The organism is Tatumella sp. UBA2305, assembly GCF_002345795.1.
In the GTDB taxonomy this organism is placed as follows: Bacteria; Pseudomonadota; Gammaproteobacteria; order Enterobacterales; family Enterobacteriaceae; genus Tatumella; species Tatumella morbirosei.
Genome location: NZ_DDVT01000015.1, coordinates 397,280 through 417,295, shown reverse-complemented (window position 1 = coordinate 417,295; position 20,016 = coordinate 397,280). Strand labels below are relative to the sequence as shown.

18 protein-coding genes and 1 pseudogene are annotated in these 20,016 nt (G+C 49.2%); 13 read left to right on the top strand and 6 right to left on the bottom strand.

What is annotated here, in order from left to right; genetic code table 11:
- Positions 1-108 precede the first annotated feature (108 nt).
- Positions 109-666, top strand: a complete 558-nt coding sequence (gene cybB, locus B3Z23_RS08295) for a cytochrome b561 (RefSeq protein WP_294906679.1) — start codon at positions 109-111, stop codon at positions 664-666.
- A 114-nt stretch (positions 667-780) separates the two neighbouring features.
- Entirely contained in the window at positions 781-2,001 is a 1,221-nt protein-coding gene (locus B3Z23_RS08290) for a sugar transporter (RefSeq protein ID WP_294906676.1), read from the top strand.
- A 37-nt stretch (positions 2,002-2,038) separates the two neighbouring features.
- Here the strand turns inward: B3Z23_RS08290 and B3Z23_RS08285 are convergent, their stop codons facing one another.
- The 3 genes from B3Z23_RS08285 to B3Z23_RS08275 form a co-directional block, all read right to left on the bottom strand.
- The gene (locus B3Z23_RS08285; RefSeq protein WP_294906673.1) at positions 2,039-2,377 is read right to left on the bottom strand and encodes a YegP family protein; all 339 of its coding nucleotides are present in this window, start codon (positions 2,375-2,377) and stop codon (positions 2,039-2,041) included.
- Positions 2,378-2,463: 86 nt separating this feature from the next.
- Positions 2,464-3,363: a LysR substrate-binding domain-containing protein gene (locus B3Z23_RS08280; protein WP_294906671.1), complete on the bottom strand. Its 900-nt coding sequence runs from the start codon at positions 3,361-3,363 to the stop codon at positions 2,464-2,466.
- A gap of 163 nt (positions 3,364-3,526) precedes the next feature.
- Positions 3,527-3,916 (bottom strand): Smr/MutS family protein, encoded by a 390-nt coding sequence (locus B3Z23_RS08275; protein WP_294907683.1) that lies wholly within the window; start codon positions 3,914-3,916, stop codon positions 3,527-3,529.
- 510 nt (positions 3,917-4,426) lie between these two features.
- On the opposite strand from B3Z23_RS08275, the gene B3Z23_RS08270 reads away from it, so the two are divergent.
- From B3Z23_RS08270 to B3Z23_RS08255, 4 genes are all read left to right on the top strand, one after another.
- On the top strand, positions 4,427-5,182 hold the full coding sequence (locus tag B3Z23_RS08270; protein WP_038020718.1) for an FNR family transcription factor: 756 nt from the start codon (positions 4,427-4,429) through the stop codon (positions 5,180-5,182).
- Between the two features lie 125 nt (positions 5,183-5,307).
- Positions 5,308-6,264 (top strand): universal stress protein UspE, encoded by a 957-nt coding sequence (gene uspE / locus B3Z23_RS08265; protein ID WP_294906666.1) that lies wholly within the window; start codon positions 5,308-5,310, stop codon positions 6,262-6,264.
- Between the two features lie 279 nt (positions 6,265-6,543).
- Positions 6,544-7,497, top strand: coding sequence for a DUF1471 family protein YdgH (ydgH, locus tag B3Z23_RS08260; RefSeq protein WP_294906663.1), 954 nt, complete (start codon positions 6,544-6,546; stop codon positions 7,495-7,497).
- 217 nt (positions 7,498-7,714) lie between these two features.
- Positions 7,715-9,109 carry a basic amino acid/polyamine antiporter gene (locus B3Z23_RS08255; protein ID WP_294906660.1) on the top strand — a complete coding sequence of 465 codons (1,395 nt, stop codon included), beginning with the start codon at positions 7,715-7,717 and terminating at the stop codon, positions 9,107-9,109.
- Between the two features lie 23 nt (positions 9,110-9,132).
- On the opposite strand, the gene B3Z23_RS08250 is transcribed toward B3Z23_RS08255, so the two are convergent.
- Complete coding sequence (locus B3Z23_RS08250) at positions 9,133-9,540, bottom strand: hypothetical protein (protein WP_294906657.1); 408 nt, start codon at positions 9,538-9,540, stop codon at positions 9,133-9,135.
- 168 nt (positions 9,541-9,708) lie between these two features.
- On the opposite strand from B3Z23_RS08250, the gene rstA reads away from it, so the two are divergent.
- The 6 genes from rstA (at position 9,709) to B3Z23_RS08220 (ending at position 14,946) form a co-directional block, all read left to right on the top strand.
- Positions 9,709-10,440: a two-component system response regulator RstA gene (rstA, locus tag B3Z23_RS08245; RefSeq protein WP_294906654.1), complete on the top strand. Its 732-nt coding sequence runs from the start codon at positions 9,709-9,711 to the stop codon at positions 10,438-10,440.
- Positions 10,437-11,756 carry a two-component system sensor histidine kinase RstB gene (gene rstB / locus B3Z23_RS08240; protein ID WP_294906651.1) on the top strand — a complete coding sequence of 440 codons (1,320 nt, stop codon included), beginning with the start codon at positions 10,437-10,439 and terminating at the stop codon, positions 11,754-11,756. The genes rstA and rstB overlap by 4 nt, the downstream gene beginning before the upstream one ends.
- A 1-nt stretch (position 11,757) precedes the next feature.
- Positions 11,758-13,242, top strand: a complete 1,485-nt coding sequence (locus tag B3Z23_RS08235) for a carboxypeptidase M32 (protein ID WP_294906648.1) — start codon at positions 11,758-11,760, stop codon at positions 13,240-13,242.
- Between the two features lie 181 nt (positions 13,243-13,423).
- Positions 13,424-13,855 carry an acid resistance repetitive basic protein Asr gene (asr, locus tag B3Z23_RS08230; RefSeq protein ID WP_294906645.1) on the top strand — a complete coding sequence of 144 codons (432 nt, stop codon included), beginning with the start codon at positions 13,424-13,426 and terminating at the stop codon, positions 13,853-13,855.
- Positions 13,856-13,894: 39 nt separating this feature from the next.
- On the top strand, positions 13,895-14,026 hold the full coding sequence (locus B3Z23_RS08225; RefSeq protein ID WP_294906642.1) for a hypothetical protein: 132 nt from the start codon (positions 13,895-13,897) through the stop codon (positions 14,024-14,026).
- Between the two features lie 110 nt (positions 14,027-14,136).
- Positions 14,137-14,946 carry a trypsin-like serine peptidase gene (locus tag B3Z23_RS08220; protein WP_294906639.1) on the top strand — a complete coding sequence of 270 codons (810 nt, stop codon included), beginning with the start codon at positions 14,137-14,139 and terminating at the stop codon, positions 14,944-14,946.
- A gap of 43 nt (positions 14,947-14,989) precedes the next feature.
- Here the strand turns inward: B3Z23_RS08220 and hrpA are convergent, their stop codons facing one another.
- Positions 14,990-18,892: an ATP-dependent RNA helicase HrpA gene (gene hrpA / locus B3Z23_RS08215; RefSeq protein ID WP_294906636.1), complete on the bottom strand. Its 3,903-nt coding sequence runs from the start codon at positions 18,890-18,892 to the stop codon at positions 14,990-14,992.
- Positions 18,893-19,158: 266 nt separating this feature from the next.
- Between hrpA and B3Z23_RS08210 the strand changes: the two genes are divergently transcribed.
- The gene (locus B3Z23_RS08210; protein ID WP_294906633.1) at positions 19,159-19,758 is read left to right on the top strand and encodes an FMN-dependent NADH-azoreductase; all 600 of its coding nucleotides are present in this window, start codon (positions 19,159-19,161) and stop codon (positions 19,756-19,758) included.
- A 103-nt stretch (positions 19,759-19,861) separates the two neighbouring features.
- On the opposite strand, the pseudogene B3Z23_RS08205 reads toward B3Z23_RS08210, so the two are convergent.
- A pseudogene (locus B3Z23_RS08205) lies at positions 19,862-20,014 on the bottom strand (YnbE family lipoprotein); the annotation flags it as partial.
- Positions 20,015-20,016 lie beyond the last annotated feature (2 nt).

Genomic DNA, 20,016 nt, shown 5'->3' with positions numbered 1-20,016 from the left:
ATTTTGATTAAAATTATTCTACTGATTGTACCTTTCCCAGCCCCGTTCACTGTAACATGCCAATAACATTCATACTGGCGCTGCTTTAGTGCAAACGGAGAACGCGTTATGCCGGCTTTCCCGAACAAATATCAACTCTGGCAAATTCGTCTGCACTGGCTGACTCTGCTATTACTGATCATTGTTTACAGCACTATTGAGTTACGAGGGTTTGCAATCCGCGGTTCGTGGCAAGGTAAAGCGATTATAATGACTCATTTTAGTTGCGGTGTACTGGTATTTGCGGTGATGTGTGCCCGGCTGCTACTCCGCTATCGTTACCCTGCACCACCGGTCACCCCGCCACTAAAACGTTGGCAGCAGCTACTTTCATCTCTGGCCCACAAACTCCTGTATCTGTTATTTCTGATTTTGCCGGTGTTGGGGGTTTGTTCCCGCTATGTCCGTGGACAGCAATGGTTAGTGTTTGGTGTTGCTATGCCGGTCTCTGATCATCCGGACTATACTCTTAGCCGGCAGATCATCCACTGGCATGAAACACTGGCTAACGCTGGCTACTGGCTGATCGGTGTTCATGCATTGGCCGCTCTCGCGCACCATTTTCTGTTCCGGGATGACACGCTGTTAAGAATGGTGCCTGCGCGACGTCATTCTCCGCGTCAGTAACTCATTTTTGCCGGAGATATGATGAATTAAGGGTTTAATCCTGGCGTTAATTTCGTCACAATAGCACCACAATGTGAGCCAGATCACTTTTTGCTGAGGAAAATCCATTATCTTATGACCGCCGAATCTCCCTCCGTCGCTGAGAGCTCTTTACATTCAACTCCCGTATCCCGCAAAACAGCGTGGTTACGGGTTCTGTTAATGGCTGTCGCTGCCTTTATCTTTAATACCACGGAGTTTGTCCCCGTCGGTTTGTTGTCCGATATTGGAACCAGTTTCGGTATGCAAACTGCCGATGTGGGGATTATGCTGACAATTTATGCCTGGTGTGTTGCCCTTTTATCGCTGCCATTAATGCTGCTCACCCGTAATATTGAGCGGCGTATTTTGCTGGTAATTCTGTTCACTATCTTTATTGCCAGCCATGTACTCTCTGCTGTGGCCTGGGATTTCAATGCGTTACTGGTTTCCCGTATTGGGATTGCGGTAACCCATGCTGTGTTCTGGTCAATAAACGCCTCGCTGGCTATCCGAATCGCACCTCCGGGTAAAAAAACCCAGGCCCTGAGTATGATTGCTACAGGCACTGCGCTGGCTATGGTGCTCGGTGTGCCGCTTGGTCGGATTATTGGGCAGACCATGGGTTGGCGTACGACCTTTGGGATCATTGCGGCATCTTCGCTGGTGTTAATGGTCATGCTGGCCAGACTACTGCCCAAATTGCCGAGTGAACACACGGGGTCGCTGAAAAGCCTGCCAATGCTGATTCGCCGCCCGGCTCTGATGAGCATGTATCTGCTGGTGACACTGGTTGTCACCGCTCACTACACTGCTTACAGCTATATTGAACCCTTTATGCAGCAGCTTGCACAACAGGGGGCCAATTTTACTACCCTGCTGTTACTGCTGTTCGGTGCTGCGGGTATCTTTGGCAGCCTGTTGTTTAGTTTTCTGGGAAAACGCTTCCCTTCGGCACTGCTGTCCGTAGCAATAGCGGCAATCACCCTGTGTATGGGGCTGTTCTTAGTCACCTCAACTCATGCGCCGGCGGTTATGACTGTGTGTATTGTATGGGGTATTGCCATGATGCTGATTAACCTGTCAATGCAGGTTCGGGTATTGTCTCTGGCACCGGATGCCACGGATGTGTCAATGTCTTTGATGTCTGGGATTTATAATATCGGTATTGGTGCCGGCGCGTTAATTGGTAATCAGGTCATCAGCCATCTTGGAATGAGTCTGGTGGGCTATGTAGGGTCTGCATTTGCGTTGATTAGTCTCGCATGGTGTCTGTACAGTCTGAAGAAATATCCGCAGTTACGTTCAAACCTGTAAAATAATCCCCGGCACGCCGGGGATTACGTCGTTAGCTCTAATGCGCCGGTAATTCGTTAATCGTGACACTGGCGCCATTCTTTTTTACCGACTCAATACCTTTATCACGCGCAGCGACAGAGCTGTAAATCTCACTCCGACCAATCACCTGATGATTTGCCGCTTTGAGTGTAAAATAAGGCGCATCATTTTTGGCTGTCAGGCGTTCATAATTATGCTCTTCGGGGCTATTTTTTTGGACCGAGGCAATGCCATTCAGACAGCCGCTTTTATTAACATAGCCTTCGCTGCTCAGAATCACTTCTCCGTTAGCCGCTTTCAGCCGGAAGTAGTATTGCTGATCTTTACCCAGAAAAACTTCATACTTTCCACTCATCTCTGAATCTCCGAAGTTGATGTGTCACGATAAGTGTTTTCCCGAATGGTAGATAATGCAATGTTATCCGTTCAAAAAAACACCGGTCATTCTGGAAGCACCACCTCACGGGTCTGAGAAATTAGCCAGCCGGAAAAATCATGCAACGCTGAATTACCCTGCCCGCGAACCACAGGCATTACCAGACAGAATGTTTTACTGAGTAAGGCCGACTGGCTCCAGGGTGAGACCAACTGTCCTCTGGCAAGCTCCTTTTCAACATAAACCTCCGGTACCAGCGATACCCCGTCTCCGGCCAGTGCCATAGCAATCGCCATTTCATGCAAATCCACAAAAGTACCTTGCGCCGGATAGTCCAGCGGGATACCCGCTACCGCTGAAAAACGTGCCCAGGCTTCAGGATTCTGGCGACGATGAATCCGCGGGAGTTTATTCAGTAATAGCCCGGGGTCTTCTCCGTTCATCAGCTGCGGATGACAAACCGCGATCAGTCTTTCACGGAATAAATGCCGGACCTGCATACCAGCCCAGGCCGGGTGGTCGAAATGAATCGCCGCATCCAGTCCGCTGCCACTGAGGATAAACGGGTCGATCCTGGATGTCATATTCAGGGTGATGTCGGGATATTGTTGTCTGAAATATTTTAGCCGGGGAATCAGCCAGCGACTGGCAAAGGTAGGCGAAACCGCCAGTTCCAGATGGCGCTGACTGGCTAAACTACCACTCACTGACTGGCTGTCTTTCTCGAAACGTTGCAGGGTTTCACGGACAGATAGCGCATAACGGGCTCCGACAGAGTTCAGGCTGACCCGGTTTCCTGTACGCTCGAACAACCTGCACTCCAGTAACGATTCCAGACGCGCAATCTGTCGGCTAATCGCCCCCTCGGTCAGGGAGAGTTCGGCGGCTGCCCGTGCAAAATTGCCGTGTCTGGCGGCCGCCTCAAATGCCAGCAGAGACGCAGTGCCGGGGATTTTTTTACGCATGTAACTCCTGTTTCACCGGAAATTAAGTAGGTTTAGTCACGTGATAATGGTCATCTGTCACCTCTGTGGCTGGCCGGAAGCGGTCACTGGGGTTTATTAACAAAAAACCGTTCAGCCTGACTGATGAAACACAGCCATGGCTGAAGTAAACTGTTCGATGGCCTTATCTGCTCCGGCCGCCATGAAACTCACGATTTTGTTGCCGTAACTCTTCCGGTTTCCGCAGAGAGACATACATTGCACCCGTTCCCCCATGGCGCGGATGAGCGACACAGAATGCCTGAACCTGTGGAAACTGAAGTAACCAGTGGGTCAGATAACTGCGGATGATATTACTGTGGCTGGTCTCCTCACGAGATTTACCATGAATGATTAGTACGTTTCTGCCTCCCCGACGGATAATTTCAGTCATAAACTCGTAAACTGACTGCCGGGCCTGCCCGACGCTCTGACGGATCAGAAAAAGACTGCCGTCCAGTGGATAGCAGCCACGGCGCAACTTTTCAATAACACCGGTTTGCAAACCTTCAGCTCTGAAGGATGGCGAAGTCATCAGTGACAAAGGGGTAATCCTGTCGGCGAGTAAGAAGTTGGTATTAACCACTTCACGATGCGGATCTGCCTTGTTTCGGGAACGGGGAAAATGAATTTTCTGATTGTTTTTATTGGATTTACATCATTAACCGCCTGGCTAAATAATGCGTGATCATCAGGATTTGTCATAACCACTCCTGTAAGGTAAGTCACACGATACGCCCGGTTAAGAATAGCGTTTCTTCCGCCGATTTTCAGCACTGAACCGCTCTTTATCGGTGAATTACCCGCGCTTCCACCAGGATACTGTGAGCAGACATGCAACAATCGTCATCATTTGTATAACCACATTTATCTTGTGGTAACAAATTAGTTTATACTCTTCAGCAGCTAAGAATATGAATTTACAGAGTGTTTACAAAATTATTTGAAATTCTAAAAAAATTTTATAAACAGTGTAATGTAAGCCTGTTTTTCTTCGCGAAAAATGTTAAAATTCGTACAAGTTAATAACTACCGGAACTGAATTATGATTCCAGAAAAAAGGATTATTCGTCGCGTTCAATCAGGCGGTTGTGCCATTCACTGCCAGGATTGCAGTATTAATCAGTTATGTATCCCTTTCACACTCAACGAGCATGAACTGGATCAGCTGGATAATATTATTGAACGTAAGAAACCTATCCAGAAAGGCCAGTCTTTGTTCAAGGCCGGCGATGAGCTGAAATCCCTGTATGCTATTCGTTCCGGTACGTTAAAAAGCTATACCATTACCGAACAGGGCGATGAGCAAATTACCGGATTCCATCTGGCCGGTGATTTAGTCGGATTTGATGCCATTATCAGTAGCCACCACCCCAGCTTTGCTCAGGCACTTGAAACGTCGATGGTCTGTGAAATCCCCTTTGAAACGCTGGATGACCTGTCGGGTAAAATGCCGGCACTTCGTCAGCAGATGATGCGGTTGATGAGCGGGGAAATTAAAAGTGATCAGGACATGATTCTGTTACTCTCGAAAAAGAGTGCAGAAGAGCGTCTCGCTGCGTTTATCTGGAACCTTTCCCGCCGCTTCGCTCAGCGTGGTTTCTCACAGCGTGAATTCCGTCTGACCATGACCCGGGGTGATATCGGGAACTATCTGGGGCTGACCGTTGAAACCATCAGTCGTCTGCTGGGACGTTTCCAGAAAAGCGGCATGCTGGCCGTGAAAGGAAAATATATCACCATCGAAAATCATCCGATGCTCACCGAGTTGGCCGGACAGACAGTTCCCTGCCACTCCTGACCCTCAGATAAGCAGAGCAGTGCGGCAGTCGTCGTGCTGCTCTGCTTTTAATATCTTCTCTTCTCCCGCAACAAAACTTAGGCTATCTTTAAGTCAATTAAGTCTTTTGCAAGGAGATGTCATTAATGTCCAGATATCAAAATGTCCTGGTAGCTATTGACTCAGAACAGGATGACCAGCCAGCACTGCGGCGTGCGGTTTATCTGAATCAACGCATCGGCGGCAAGATAAAAGCCTTCCTCGCTATTTATGACTTTTCGTATGAGATGACTACCCTGCTGTCTCCTGACGAACGGACCAGTATGCGTCAGGGTGTGATCAATCAACGCACTGAATGGATCCGTCAACAGGCAAAAGCCTATATTGAGTCCGGCGTCGATATTGAAATTAAGGTGGTCTGGCATAACCGGCCACATGAAGCCATTATTCAGGAGGTTTTGCAGTTTAAGCATGATCTGGTTCTGAAAATGGCTCACCAGTATGATCGACTCGAGTCAGTGATTTTCACTCCGACCGACTGGCATATATTACGTAAATGTCCGAGCCCTGTCTGGATGGTCAAAGATCAGCCATGGCCAGAGGGAGGTAAAGCACTGGTGGCGGTGAATCTTGCCAGCGAAGAACCGCAGCATGATGCCCTTAACCAGAAACTGGTCAGAGAGAGCCAGCTACTGGCCGATATGGTTAATCATACCGAAGTTCATCTGGTAGGAGCCTATCCGCTGACTCCGGTGAATATTGCTATCGAACTTCCTGACTTTGACCCGCAAACTTACAATGACGCTATCCGTGGCCAGCATCTGATTGCTATGAAAGCCCTGCGTCAAAAATTCTCTATTGCAGATGAATTTACTCATGTCGATAAAGGTGAACCTGAAGAAGTGATCCCCTCGCTGGCTAGCAGTCTGGATGCGGGGGTTGTGGTACTGGGCACGGTTGGCCGAACCGGATTGTCAGCCGCTTTTCTGGGAAATACCGCGGAACAGGTTATTGATCATTTGCGTTGTGATCTGCTGGTGTTTAAACCGGATGACTTCGTGGCTCCGGAACTGGACAACGAAGAAGAAACGCCTCCGGCCTGATTTTTACTCTGCCCTGCTGCAGCCGGAATGGCCGCAGCAGTCTCCAGCTTATCATTCGGCCTCTCTTTTATTCCGCCACAGTAAGCGCCCCCCGGCTTCATCACAATGTCATCATATTTCCGCAATCTTCTGAATCTTCTTTTTTATCTGTAGCAGGATAAATGCATAAATTGACTGAGACAGCACAATTATTACATGTAATAATCGAAGCCAAACAGGTTACACATCAACGTCCGGGACGGTTTCGTACTCTTTTGAGCAAGGCGAAGGATAATTTTTATGAAGCTAAAGTACACCCTTTTGGCAGCAGCTCTTTTTTCTGTTACTGCTGTTAATGCATTTGCAGCCCAGGAGCTGTCACCACAAAAGGCAGCAGAGTTACAGCCTTTTAAACGTATTAATATCACTGGACGTTTTAATTCCCTCATTGATGTCAGTGACGCTGTGTCAAAACGTGCAGATGCACTGGGGGCAGCCTCTTTTTATATTCAGGGTGTCAACGATGCTACCGGCAATAGTGGTAACTCACGCGTAACAGCCGACCTGTATCGTAGTGATGCACCTGCAGCAGTCAAAAAAGTGCATTACAGCAGTTACAATGGTGTGAATGAATTACCAAAGAATGTGGCTTACCGGTTAGAACCCTTTGATACCGTCACTGTGAGCGGTTATTTCCCAAGCCAGCCGGATGTGGTCGATGCTATTTCCCGGGCAGCGAAAAATAAAGGTGCAGCCTCCTTCTTCATCGTTCGTCAGATTGATACCAATAATGGTGGCAACCAGTTTATCACTGCTTACGTTTATAAAGCAGATGCGAAAGAACGCCGTGTTCAGAGTCCGGACGCTATCCCTGCTGATTCAGAAGCCGGTAAAGCAGCACTGGCTGCCGGCGGCGCCGCAGCCGCTAAAGTAGAAATTCCGGGCGTGGCTTCCTCTGATGCCCCGGACAGAAGTGTCGGTCGTTTCTTTGAAACACAAAATACTACGGGTCAACGCTATACCGTTCAGCTGCCTGGCGAAAAATCTGTGCAGGAACTGAGTGATATCACAGCAGCTCAGATGACTCCGTTTGGAACCGTGACAATCACCGATCACTTCGGAACACCCACCGAAATGTCTGAAGCCATCGGACGGCTGGCGGCAGCGAAAGGTGCTAAGTATTACCACATTACCCGTCAGTGGCAAAACCAGAGTGGTGGTAACCTGACAGTGACGGCTGAACTGTTTAAATAAATCACGGCGATGGTCACGGATAATATTCTGTTATCCGTGATCTTCATTGTAAGCCCTGCCTCTGCATTTTACGCGTTGCGTTCCTGCCTGCCTCTCCGTAGAATCTCCGCCCTGCTGTTCTGGTGGATAATCCCATCTGAATTTATTATCTCAGCAATTTCTGCTGGTTTTACGTACCAGTCAGCGCTAACTCGCTGACGTAATACTCAGGAACGACATGTCTGAAAAGAAATTAGGCCTACCGGCACTGACAGCTCTGGTACTCAGTTCGATGCTCGGTGCGGGAGTATTCAGCCTGCCACAGAATATGGCTGCTGTTGCCGGTCCTGCTGCATTGTTAGCGGGCTGGCTAATTACAGGTGTTGGAATACTCTTCCTGGCAGTCGCGATGCTGCTGTTATCGCGTTTGCGCCCTGACCTCGATGGCGGAATTTTTACCTATGCCCGTGAAGGTTTCGGAGAAGTCACAGGTTTTTGCTCTGCCTGGGGATATTGGCTGTGCGCGGTCATTGCCAACGTTTCCTATCTGGTGATTGTTTTTTCAGCGTTAAGTTTTTTTACCGATTCCCCGGGCCATATTTTGTTTGGTTCCGGAAACACCTGGCCTGCCATTGCCGGTGCCTCGTTACTGCTATGGCTGGTCCATTTCCTGGTACTGCGTGGCGTACAAACTGCTGCCACTATTAATATTCTGGCAACCCTCGGTAAACTGCTGCCATTAGGTTTGTTTATGGTTGTGGCTCTGTTGGCCTTTCGGTTCGCGAATTTCAGTCATGATTTTCGTGGCCTGACTCTGGGCCACCCGCTCTGGTATCAAATCAAACAAACCATGCTAATTACCTTGTGGGTATTTATCGGTGTAGAGGGCGCAATTGTGATTTCCGCCAGAGCACGGCAGCGCCGTGACGTGGGTCGGGCAACCTTAACCGCAGTACTGGCAGCCTTGGTAGTCTATCTGCTGGTCACGCTTTTATCGTTAGGTATTGTGCCCCGTGAACAACTGGCAGGCATGCATAACCCTTCGATGGCGGGATTACTGGCAGGTATCATTGGTCCCTGGGGAACGGTAGTGATTGTCGGGGGGCTGATATTGTCGGTCTCCGGAGCCTATCTGAGCTGGACAATCATGGCCGCAGAAATCCCTTTCCTTGCCGCAAAAACCGATGCATTTCCGCGGATTATCAGTCGGCATAACCGTCACGATGCTCCTGCGGCATCGCTGTGGCTGACCAACGGCAGTGTCCAGTTATGCCTGCTTATTATCGGCATCACCCATGCCGGCTATGACAATTTGTTGAGCATTGCCTCTGAGATGGTGTTGGTTCCTTATTTGCTGGTGGGCTTGTTTTTAATGAAAACGGCTAACCAAAAATTCTCAAAAGAGATGATGACTGGTGCTGGCGCGTCCTTGTACGGGCTATGGCTGTTATACGCATCCGGACCTGAAAATCTGATAATGTCGCTGATGTTGTATGCACCGGGACTGTTGCTGTTTATGGTTGCTCGCTCCACAGCCCCACAACCGTTGCCACTGACACGAAAAGAATCAGTGATGATCGTGATTATTTTGCTGGCGGCGATTACTACGGGGAGCAGGCTGATGCTGACCTGAGGTCAGCAGTAATACCCGGAAGCTTAAGGAAGTACGATGTTCAGACAGTCATCGTACTGTCTGAGAGTCAGTGGCTTCCGGTATTCGGCATGAATACCGGCCAGCTGAAGTTCGGAGAGAGGGTATGGCAACTGAATTTCAAAGCTCACGATTTTTTGTTGCTCGGCTAAAGAAATCAAGCGCGCAATATTAATTTCGTCACTGACCTGCGTAGAAATTATCTGCAAGGCCATTGCTTTGAATAGTTCGGCCTCGGTCTCTGCATTGCTCTTACGCGCAGATTTGCGTGTTACCATCCCGAAAATAGGCAGCACACCATAGATCGCATCGACAAAACTCCAGTGCTTCTTACAGGAAGCTGAAAGATAATCACTGTAATTGAAGCAAATGCGCTGGTTGTCCGCGCCTGAAGTCAGTTTATCATCCGACACTCAAACTCCCCCTGTTGGTATGATCCCTGGGAAACTCATATTTCCGGGAATTATAATGACATATTTAGTAGGGGATATACCAGCAACAGATGCCTTTTTCGTGATAACGTAGCCGTTGTTAAAGGGCCAGGTGATTTCGTTGTTAAATATTAATAATTATTGTTAATTATGAATAAAATTGTTTACGTAGAAGATGAACCTGAAGTTGGCGAATTGATCGCCGCTTACCTCGGAAAACATGATTTTGACGTGGTGGTAGAAACCCGCGGAGATCGTGCTGAGCAGCGTATTGTAGAAGAAAATCCTGATCTGGTGATGCTGGATATTATGCTTCCCGGCAAAGACGGGATGACGCTCTGCCGTGACTTACGATCCCGTTGGTCCGGACCTATTGTCCTGTTGACTTCCCTTGACAGTGATATGAACCATATTCTGGCATTGGAAATGGGGGCCAATGACTATATTTTAAAAACAACGCCACCGGCGGTACTGTTAGCCCGTTTACGGCTTCATTTGCGTCAGGCTATGCAAAACAATACCAGTGAGGATCAACAGCCGTCTGGTTCTGCGCCCGCACGGCTGATTCGCTTTGGAACGCTGACCATTGATATGCTTAACCGGGAAGTAACGCTGGCTGATGAACAAATCCCATTATCTACCGCTGATTTTGACCTGCTCTGGGAACTGGCCAGTCATGCTGGTCAGATACTCAACCGCGATGCGCTACTCAAAACATTGCGTGGTGTGAGTTATGACGGGTTGGATCGCAGTATTGATGTGGCTATCTCCCGGTTACGTAAGAAACTTCATGATAATGCGACAGAACCTTTCCGGATTAAAACCATCCGTAACAAAGGCTATCTGTTTGCGCCACAGGCCTGGGATACCCACTCCGAATGAAGAAACTGTTTATCCAGTTCTATCTGTTACTGTTTGCCTGTTTCCTGGTAATGACACTGCTGGTTGGCCTGGTCTATAAAATGACGGCGGAACGTGCTGGCCGCCAGTCTATGAATGACCTGATGGCCAGCTCACTCTATCTGATGCGCAGTGAACTGCGGGAGATCCCACCGCGGGACTGGAACAAGACTATCGATAATCTGGATTTGAATCTGTCATTCAAGTTACATATTGAACCTATGACCCGCTTCGATCTGCCTCCGGATGAAATGCGCCGCCTGCGAGCCGGTGAAATCGTCGCGCTGGATGATCAGTACACTTTCCTGCAACACATTCCACGCAGCCATTATGTCTTGTCTGTCGGCCCCATCCCTTACCTGTTTTATCTTCATCAGATGCGATTACTGGATATTGCCTTACTGGCCTTTATCGGTATGTCTCTGGCATTACCGGTCTTTATCTGGATGCGACCTCACTGGAAAGAGATGCAGAGACTGGAACGCGCCGCACAACGTTTCGGCCAGGGAAATCTGGACTCACGAACTAATTTTGATAACACTTCCAGTCTCTACCGGTTGGGAATCGCATTTAACCAGATGGCAGAGAATATTAAGGTCCTGGTTGCCAGTAAAAAACAGCTGATCGATGGTATCGCCCATGAATTACGTACCCCGCTGGTTCGGCTTCGTTACCGGCTGGAGATGAGTGATAACCTGAGCGAAAGTGAGGCGGCAGCCCTAAACCGTGATATCAGTCAGTTGGAAGGATTAATCGAGGAATTGCTCACTTATGCCCGCCTTGACCGTCCCAAGGTGGATATGAAATTACAGCAATTTGACCTGGCGCACTGGTTGGCTGAACGGGTTGAAGATGCCCGATCTTTGCACCCTGATCACCAGATCGAACTGGATATTCCCCAGCAGGAAAACCGTGGCTTCACTGATTTACGTCTGATGGAACGGGTGCTGGATAATCTGGTGAATAACGGATTACGTTATTCATCACAACGGATGCGCATCAGTTTGTGGTTTGATGGTAATACCGGATTATTGCAGGTTGAAGATGATGGCCCCGGGATTCCCCCGGAAGAGCGTGAACATGTGCTTGAGCCTTTCGTCAGGCTTGATCCAAGCCGTGACCGGGCCACTGGCGGATGCGGCCTGGGTTTAGCTATTGTTCACTCCATTGCACAGGCATTTCGCGGTACGGTATCTATCGACAGTAGCCCGTTAGGTGGTGCCAGTGTACGATTCTGCTGGCCAATTACACCGCCAGATTCAGCTTATCTTTCTTCAGTCAGTCCCCGGAGGGATTAAAATGAATAACGCTTACCAACAGCTATGTCAGCGATTCCGCCGTCTTTCCCGCTTTGAGCATTTATCGGCAATTGCTGGCTGGGATATGCAAACCATGATGCCGCCTGGTGGCAGCGCAGCTCGCGGAGAAGCGTTAGCTGAACTCAGTTTACTGCGCCATGAATTGTTAACCGACAAACAAGTCGGCGAATGGCTGAAAGCCGCGGAGCAACAATCGTTAACCGATACCGAGAGGGCTAACCTGAATGAAATGAGCCGGCAGTGGCAACAGTCGTCGGTATTACCTGCTTCACTGGTAGAAGCTAAAGCCATTGCAGGTTCACGTTGTGAGCACGCATGGCGGAAACAGCGTCCGGCTAATGACTGGCCGGGTTTCTCAGCCAATTTGCGTGAGGTGGTTGAATTAACCCGCCAGGAAGCGGATATCCGGGCTAACGCCAACGGCACATCGCGTTATGATGCATTACTGGATCTGTATGAACCTGGAATGACCAGCGCCCAACTGGACACCATTTTTGCTGATCTTAAACAGTGGCTGCCATCCCTGCTGGAACAGGTTGTAGAGAAACAATCACATCACCTGCCCCAGCCAGCGACCGGCACGTTCCCTGTTGCGGCGCAAAAGAAACTGGGTCTTGAAGCCATGGCATTACTTGGCTTCGATTTTGACCACGGCAGGCTGGATGTCAGTGCCCATCCATTCTGTGGTGGCGTGCCGCAGGATGTACGAATCACCACCCGCTACCATGACACACTGTTTATGAGCGCTCTCATGGGTGTCATTCATGAAACCGGACACGCACGCTACGAGCAGAATCTGCCTGCCAGTCTGACCGGTCTGCCAGCAGGACTGGCCCGCTCCACTGCCGTCCATGAATCTCAAAGCCTGATGCTGGAAATGCAACTGGCACGCAGTGCGCAATTTTTACAACTTATCCAGCCCAGGGTCGTGGAGGCTTTTGGTGCGCAGCCGGCCCTGGAAATGGATAATTTTATCCGTCTGGCTCAGCAGGTAAAACCGGGACTGATTCGTGTGGAGGCTGATGAAGTCAGTTACCCTGCACATGTGATGTTACGCTATGAAATAGAACGAGCATTGATCGAAGGCGATATTGAGGTTAACGATATCCCGTCCTTATGGGACGAAAAGATGCATAACTATCTGGGGCTTGATACCCGGGGTAATTACCAGCACGGGTGTATGCAGGATATTCACTGGACAGACGGGGCATTTGGCTACTTCCCGACTTACACTTTGGGCGCTATGTACGCAGCCCAGCTGTTCGCGGCTTTCCACCAACAACACCCTGCTGTGACCGATGAAATTTCACGCGGCGAACTGACCCCACTGTTTAACTGGCTAAAAGAAAATATCTGGCAATATGGCAGTCTGATATCGGTCGAACAGTTGCTGATAAACGCCACCGGAGAACCATTAAACAGCCAGTTTTTCCGTCGTCACCTGGAACAACGTTACCTGGCTTAACCTGCTGTCCGGCCAGCTTTTTTTGGCTGGGCGGACTCAGAAAAATCCGGGTATTTACGCTTTGTACAATCGGTTACACAGCGATACCATTCCACAACGGACGTCCCGAAAATATTCTCATATATTCATTTCACCGGCCCCGCAGTGGGCTATTAAATGAAATGAATTCGAGGAATTTGCAATGAAAAAATTATTTGCACTGGTAGTTGCCGCTGCTATGGGTCTGTCATCTGTTGCTTTCGCTGCAGAAACTACTGCTGCTCCGGCACCAACTGCTGCTGCAGCAACAACTGCTGCACCGGTTAAGCACACTGCTACCAAGCATCATAAGAAAAGCCATCATAAAAAAGCGACCAAGAAAAAAGCAGCTGCACAGAAAGCCCAGGCTGCTAAAAAACACCACAAGAAAGTAGCTAAGAAAAAAGCGGCTGCACAGAAAGCTCAGGCTGCTAAAAAACACCACAAGAAAGCAGTAGCTAAAAAAGCACCTGCTCAGAAAGCTCAGGCTGCTAAAAAGCACCACAAAAAAGCAGTAGCTAAGAAAGCACCTGCACAAAAAGCTCAGGCTGCTAAAAAGCACCACAAAGCTGCTAAAAAATCAGTAAAAAAATAAGTGCCTGACCGCCAGGAACACTCCTGATTCCGCGTCATAGTGATTAAAACACCCGGTTATGCCGGGTGTTTCTTTCCCGGAGTTACTAAAATGGTGCGTCGCTATCGTTTCGAAATCATTCTGGTCGTGGTAATAATGTGTGGTGTGGTTGCTGCCAGCTTTTTTATTTAACTTCAGGCCGTAAATACGCAATATCTCTCCCTTTTTATCACCTTACGGACTATAGTAATCGTTCAATAATCTGAAGATTAACCTACATACTTCCCGCAGTTGAGAGAATTATGCGCCTGCTTACTGTATTTTTTCTAAGTTTGTTCTGTTTTAGTGTGCAGGTTCATGCAGATGACGATGACACACCGACTCCTGACGAAATTAAAACCCTGTTTTTTGGTAAAGATCATCGTAAGGCCATTACTGACATCGACAATGCGCCCTGGGATGCTATCGGCCAGCTGGAGACTGACAGCGGTAATTTATGTACCGCAACACTTATTTCCCCACACATCGCCCTGACAGCAGGACATTGCCTGCTTACCCCTCCGGGAAAATTTGATCCTCCGGTCGCCATTCGTTTTATGGCCACGGCTAAAGGCTGGCGCTATGAAATCCATGATATTGATGCCAGGGTCGAACCCTTACTGATGGGTAAACTCAAAGCAGACGGAGATGGCTGGTTAGTCCCCCCTTCGGCTGCGCCTTACGATTATGCGGTGGTGATTATTCATAATCCCCCTTCAGCGATTCAGCCGGTGCCGGTATTTTCAGGGAGTCGTGCCGAACTGATTGCCGAACTGAAAGCTAAAGATAATCTGGTCACTCAGGCGGGATACCCGGCAGATCATCTGGATAATCTGTACGCACACCAGGATTGTCCGATCACCGGATGGGCACAGAAATCGGTGTTATCTCATCGCTGTGATACCCTCCCGGGAGATAGCGGGTCCCCGCTGATGCTGAAAGCCGATAATGGCTGGCAGATTATCGCGGTACAAAGTTCGGCTCCGGGAGCTCAGGATCGTTATCGTGCTGATAATCGAGCCATTGCTGTGACATCTTTCTATAACAGGTTACAACAATTAGCACGTGAGTAACCCGCCAGCGCAGTAGCCAAAGCTACTGCGCCCCCCTTCTTGTTTACGACGTCTTTTGCTCCATCGCCTGTAATATCCTTTTTTCAGATACCGGATACGGTGTTCCCAGTTGCTGAGCAAACAGACTCACCCGCAACTCTTCCAGCATCCAGCGAATCGCAATGACATCTTCATCATCCTGCTGTTGCGGAGGCAGCTTACTGCGCCATTGCTGCCACTGTTGCTCCACTGCCTGTAATTTCAGCATTCTGCTGCGGTCACTGTGTGGATCCACCGGCAGCTTATCCAACCTCCGCTCTATCGCCTGTAAATAACGCAGGGTATCGCTCAGATGCTGCCAGCCATTGCCTGTCACAAAGCCACGATAAATTAGCCCCGCCATCTGTGCTTTAATATCCGATAACGCCAGCGCCTGGCTCATATCTACCTTACCTTTCAGACGTTTATTAATCCGGAAGACTGTGGTGAGAATTTGTTCGGTCTGTATGGCAATCGCCACCACGGTATCATTCAACTCAGCACGAATAATTTCTTTCAGTCGGCTAAAGTCTTGTTCAGTCCAGGCCGGACCGCCATGCTCAGCCATCAGCTTATCTATCCCGCAGGAGATACAGTCATCAATCAGTTCGGTGACTTTACCGTAAGGGTTAAAATAGAGCCCCAGCTTGGCTTTATTCGGTAATTTCTCATGTAAATATTTTACCGGCGAAGGAATATTGAGCCATAACAGGCGTCGCTGACCGCGCCACATATGCTTGCTCTGCTCCGCAGGGCTGTCAAACAGGCGAATAGCAACACTGTCTTTTTCATCCACCAGTGCCGGCCAGGCCTGCAACTGGTAATTCCCCCGCTTTTGCTGATAACTCTGCGGTAAGTCGCCAAAGCTCCAGACATGCAATCCCTGCTGTTCCACACCGTCATCCGCGACATCTGACAAGGTGGCCTGCACTTTATCCTTAAGAGATTCCTTCAGTGCTGTCAGATTTTTTCCTTCGGCCAGCGTCCGGTTATTTTCATCCGCTATCCGGAAGGTAATTTTCAGATGATCGGGTATCGCATCCCACTGCCAGTCTTCACGGCTGACTGTCACCCCGGTCATCCGCCGAAATTCACGCTCAAGACGATCGGCCAACGGCTGGTCGGTATCGCTCACCCGTTGTAAAAAAGCTTCTGCATAATTAGGCGCTGGGACAAAATTCCGTCGTAACGGTTTAGGGAGTGACTTAATCAGCGCAATAATCAGTTCTCGTCGGACACCCGGGATTTGCCATTCAAATCCGCTGTCATCAACCTGATTAAGTAATGGCAACGGAATATGTACCGTGACACCATCAGCCCCTGCACCCGGTTCAAACTGATAACTTAGACGCAGCTTCAGATTACCCTGGTGCCAGAAGTTCGGATAATCGAGCTGACTGACCTGTGACGCCCCGTCTTTGATCAGCATCTGTTTATCGAAACTAAGCAGCTCCGGTTGTTGCTGACTGACCTGTTTCCACCATTGATCAAAATGCCGGGCTGAAACTACCTCATGACCAATACGCTGGTCATAAAAAGCAAATAACGTGTCGTCATCGACCAAAATATCCCTGCGGCGGGATTTATGCTCAAGATCCTCAATTTCATTCAGGAGTTTACGATTATTTTTCAGGAAAGCATGACGGCTGTGCCAGTCGCCTTCCACCAGCGCATGTCGAATAAAAAGTTCCCGCGATAAAGGGGGATCTATCTTGCTGTAATTCACTTTCCTGCCGCTAATTAACGGCAAGCCATAGAGAGTGACTTTTTCAATCGCCATCACGCCCCCCTGGCTTTTTTCCCAGTGGGGTTCGCTATAGTGATATTTCACCAGATGCTTAGCCAGCGGCTCGATCCACTCCGGGTCTATACGTGCCGCAATCCGACCCCATAACCTGCTGGTTTCCACCAGCTCGGCTACCACGACCCATTTCGGCGGCTTTTTAAACAGCCCCGAACCTGGAAATATCGAAAAACGCGCATTGCGAGCTCCGGTAAACTCCTGCTTTTCTAAATCTTTCTGTCCAATATGCGACAGTAAACCACATAACAATGCACTATGTACTTCACGATAAGGAGCTGGCTCACTGTTAATCGGCAAACGTAATTCTTTGACGACCTGACGTAACTGGGTATAGATATCCTGCCACTCACGAACCCGCAGATAGTTGAGAAAATCCAGTTTACACTGTCGACGGAACTGATTGCCGGACAGCTGTTGCTGTTGTTCCTGCAAATAGTTCCAAAGATTTACCCAGGCCTGGAAGTCAGACTCTTTATCCGCGAAGCGCCGATGTTTCTCGTCGGAAGCTTGTTGACGATCGGCCGGGCGCTCCCGGGGATCCTGAATTGACAGCGCAGCAGTGATGATCATCATTTCACGCACACAACCAAATTGCTGTGCCGCGAGTACCATTCTCGCCAGGCGCGGATCCACCGGCAGTTGTGCCAGTTGCCGGCCCATGGGCGTTAGTTTGTAATGTCCATCGACTGCCGGCAGAATCCCGCCCAGTTCTTCGAGCAGACGTACACCATCCTGAATATGACGTTTATCCGGCGCTTCAACGAAAGGAAAAGCGGCGATTTCTCCCAGTCCCAGCGCCGTCATTTGTAGAATAACTGACGCCAGATTAGTACGAAGGATTTCCGGGTCGGTAAATTCTGGTCGGTTGTCAAAATCCTGTTCAGAGTAGAGACGAATACAAATTCCTTCTGAAACCCGGCCACACCGTCCTTTACGCTGATTCGCCGAAGCCTGAGAAACCGGCTCTATGGGGAGTCGCTGCACTTTGGTCCGGTAGCTATAACGACTGATTCTGGCGGTTCCCGGATCAATGACGTACTTGATTCCTGGCACGGTCAGTGAGGTTTCTGCCACGTTCGTCGCCAGTACAATTCTCCGCCCCGCGTGTGGCTGAAATACACGATTTTGCTCGCTGTTTGACAATCGGGCATACAATGGCAGGATTTCAGTATGCCGCAATTCCCGACGATTAAGCGCATCCGCCGTATCGCGAATTTCCCGCTCTCCACTCATAAAAATGAGGATATCGCCGGGGGCTTCCCGCATCAGTTCATCCACAGCGTCGAAGATAGCCTGTAACTGATCACGGTCACCGTCGCTGGAATCTTCAGAAACCGGACGATATCTGACTTCAACCGGATAGGTCCGGCCTGAAACTTCGATAACAGGTGCGTTATTAAAATGACGGGAAAAACGCTGCGGATCGATAGTCGCAGAAGTAATAATCACTTTCAGGTCTGGCCGGCGCGGCAACAACTCACGCAGATAGCCAAGCAGGAAATCAATATTCAGACTGCGCTCATGCGCTTCATCGATAATCAACGTGTCATATTGCAGTAACAACCGGTCCTGCTGGATTTCGGCCAGCAGAATACCATCAGTCATCAGTTTGACACGAGTGTTGTCGCTGACCTGATCGTTAAACCTGACCTTATAGCCCACGTAATCGCCCAGAGGGCATTTCATCTCTTCTGCGATACGTGTCGCCACCGTTCTGGCTGCCAGACGCCTTGGTTGAGTGTGGCCAATGAGCCCGCGATTTCCACGTCCCAGAGCCAGGCATATTTTAGGGATTTGTGTGGTTTTCCCAGAGCCGGTCTCGCCGGCAATAATCACCACCTGATGATCGCGGATGGCGGCAGCAATTTCCTGCTGCTTCTGGCTGACGGGTAAATTGTCCGGAAATTCTATCTGTTGCGGGGCAGAAGCTATACGCAATGACAGACGAGTTTCGGCATCAGCAATGTCCTGTTCAATCTTACTGGCTATTTCTGCACGGTCCCGCAGGTTTTTCACCTTTTCGGCACCCGCGAGTCTGCGTTTTAGCTGTTGACGATCACGCAGAATCAACGGTTCAAGTCGCTGACGAAGAGAGGATAATGGTGAAAAACCCTGAGAAGACATAATAATCTGTTACCTTGATTTTATATAACAAAATGACCGGGTGATCTGCAATAGTGAAAGCTCTACCCGGCAGTCTGTGATGACTACTGATTGTAACATAATCACTGTTTAGCCGTTATCTCTGAACATCGAAGGCCCGGAAGATGTTGTTCAGATTTTTCGAATATAGGTCGCGAAATTTTCTGCTTTTCTCCGGGCCGTAAGCCCCGTAGAGTGTCTGTCATTCAGCGGAGAGTGGTTCCGCCTTACAGACAGGAAAATATCAAATGAGTAAAGTTCTGATCCTTAAATCAAGTATTCTTGCCGGTTATTCTCAGTCAGGTCAGCTGGCCGATTTTTATGCTGAACAGGCAACAGCAAAAGGTGACACTGTCACTGTGCGTGATTTGGCGGATCAACCAATTCCTGTTCTGGATGGTGAGCTGGTCGGCGGTCTGCGTCCTTCCGATGCGCCATTGTCACAACGTCAGAAAGATATTGCAGCATTATCCGATGAACTGATCAACGAATTGCAGGCTCACGATGTTATCGTTATTACCGCCCCAATGTATAACTTCAACATCCCTACCCAGCTAAAAAACTATTTTGATCTGGTTGCTCGCGCTGGCATTACTTTCCGTTACACCGAGTCAGGCCCTGAAGGGCTGATTAAAGGCAAACGTGTCGTGGTGATCTCCAGCCGCGGTGGTGTTCACAAAGATACTCCGGCTGATCTGCTGACCCCTTACCTGAAAGTGTTCCTGGGCTTCCTGGGAATGACGGACGTAAATTTCGTGTTTGCAGAAGGTTATGGCTATGGTCCGGAAGTGGCGGCCAAAGCGACTACTGATGCTAAGAGCGCAATCGAGTCAATTCTGGCAGCCTGATGTCTGCTGTCCGGGCCCAAGTGCCCGGACGTTATTCGGGCGCGCTGGTACGAGTTTTTGCCTGTTGTCCGCCCTGTTGTTGATTTGTCTTAGCCTTATCATCATCCAGCAATGTCTGCACGTCCTTATCTGCTTTTACCGTGATTTGATGTTCTATTTTTACGTTCATATCAATAGTGATAGGTTCTTTCGGCGCGGCCACTTCAATGCGCGGAATACATCCACTCAGGATGAAAGCCGGCCCCAGGCAGACCATCA

What these genes read in the sequence shown, in the direction of transcription:
- asr (WP_294906645.1), top strand. Translation starts at nt 13,424, where the DNA reads ATGAAAAAATTATTTGCACTGGTAGTTGCCGCTGCTATGGGTCTGTCA.
- B3Z23_RS08255 (WP_294906660.1), top strand. Translation starts at nt 7,715, where the DNA reads ATGTCTGAAAAGAAATTAGGCCTACCGGCACTGACAGCTCTGGTACTC.
- rstA (WP_294906654.1), top strand. Translation starts at nt 9,709, where the DNA reads ATGAATAAAATTGTTTACGTAGAAGATGAACCTGAAGTTGGCGAATTG.
- ydgH (WP_294906663.1), top strand. Translation starts at nt 6,544, where the DNA reads ATGAAGCTAAAGTACACCCTTTTGGCAGCAGCTCTTTTTTCTGTTACT.
- uspE (WP_294906666.1), top strand. Translation starts at nt 5,308, where the DNA reads ATGTCCAGATATCAAAATGTCCTGGTAGCTATTGACTCAGAACAGGAT.
- B3Z23_RS08280 (WP_294906671.1), bottom strand. Translation starts at nt 3,363, where the DNA reads ATGCGTAAAAAAATCCCCGGCACTGCGTCTCTGCTGGCATTTGAGGCG.
- B3Z23_RS08285 (WP_294906673.1), bottom strand. Translation starts at nt 2,377, where the DNA reads ATGAGTGGAAAGTATGAAGTTTTTCTGGGTAAAGATCAGCAATACTAC.
- B3Z23_RS08275 (WP_294907683.1), bottom strand. Translation starts at nt 3,916, where the DNA reads ATGACTTCGCCATCCTTCAGAGCTGAAGGTTTGCAAACCGGTGTTATT.
- rstB (WP_294906651.1), top strand. Translation starts at nt 10,437, where the DNA reads ATGAAGAAACTGTTTATCCAGTTCTATCTGTTACTGTTTGCCTGTTTC.
- B3Z23_RS08220 (WP_294906639.1), top strand. Translation starts at nt 14,137, where the DNA reads ATGCGCCTGCTTACTGTATTTTTTCTAAGTTTGTTCTGTTTTAGTGTG.
- B3Z23_RS08290 (WP_294906676.1), top strand. Translation starts at nt 781, where the DNA reads ATGACCGCCGAATCTCCCTCCGTCGCTGAGAGCTCTTTACATTCAACT.
- B3Z23_RS08210 (WP_294906633.1), top strand. Translation starts at nt 19,159, where the DNA reads ATGAGTAAAGTTCTGATCCTTAAATCAAGTATTCTTGCCGGTTATTCT.
- B3Z23_RS08235 (WP_294906648.1), top strand. Translation starts at nt 11,758, where the DNA reads ATGAATAACGCTTACCAACAGCTATGTCAGCGATTCCGCCGTCTTTCC.
- cybB (WP_294906679.1), top strand. Translation starts at nt 109, where the DNA reads ATGCCGGCTTTCCCGAACAAATATCAACTCTGGCAAATTCGTCTGCAC.
- hrpA (WP_294906636.1), bottom strand. Translation starts at nt 18,892, where the DNA reads ATGTCTTCTCAGGGTTTTTCACCATTATCCTCTCTTCGTCAGCGACTT.
- B3Z23_RS08270 (WP_038020718.1), top strand. Translation starts at nt 4,427, where the DNA reads ATGATTCCAGAAAAAAGGATTATTCGTCGCGTTCAATCAGGCGGTTGT.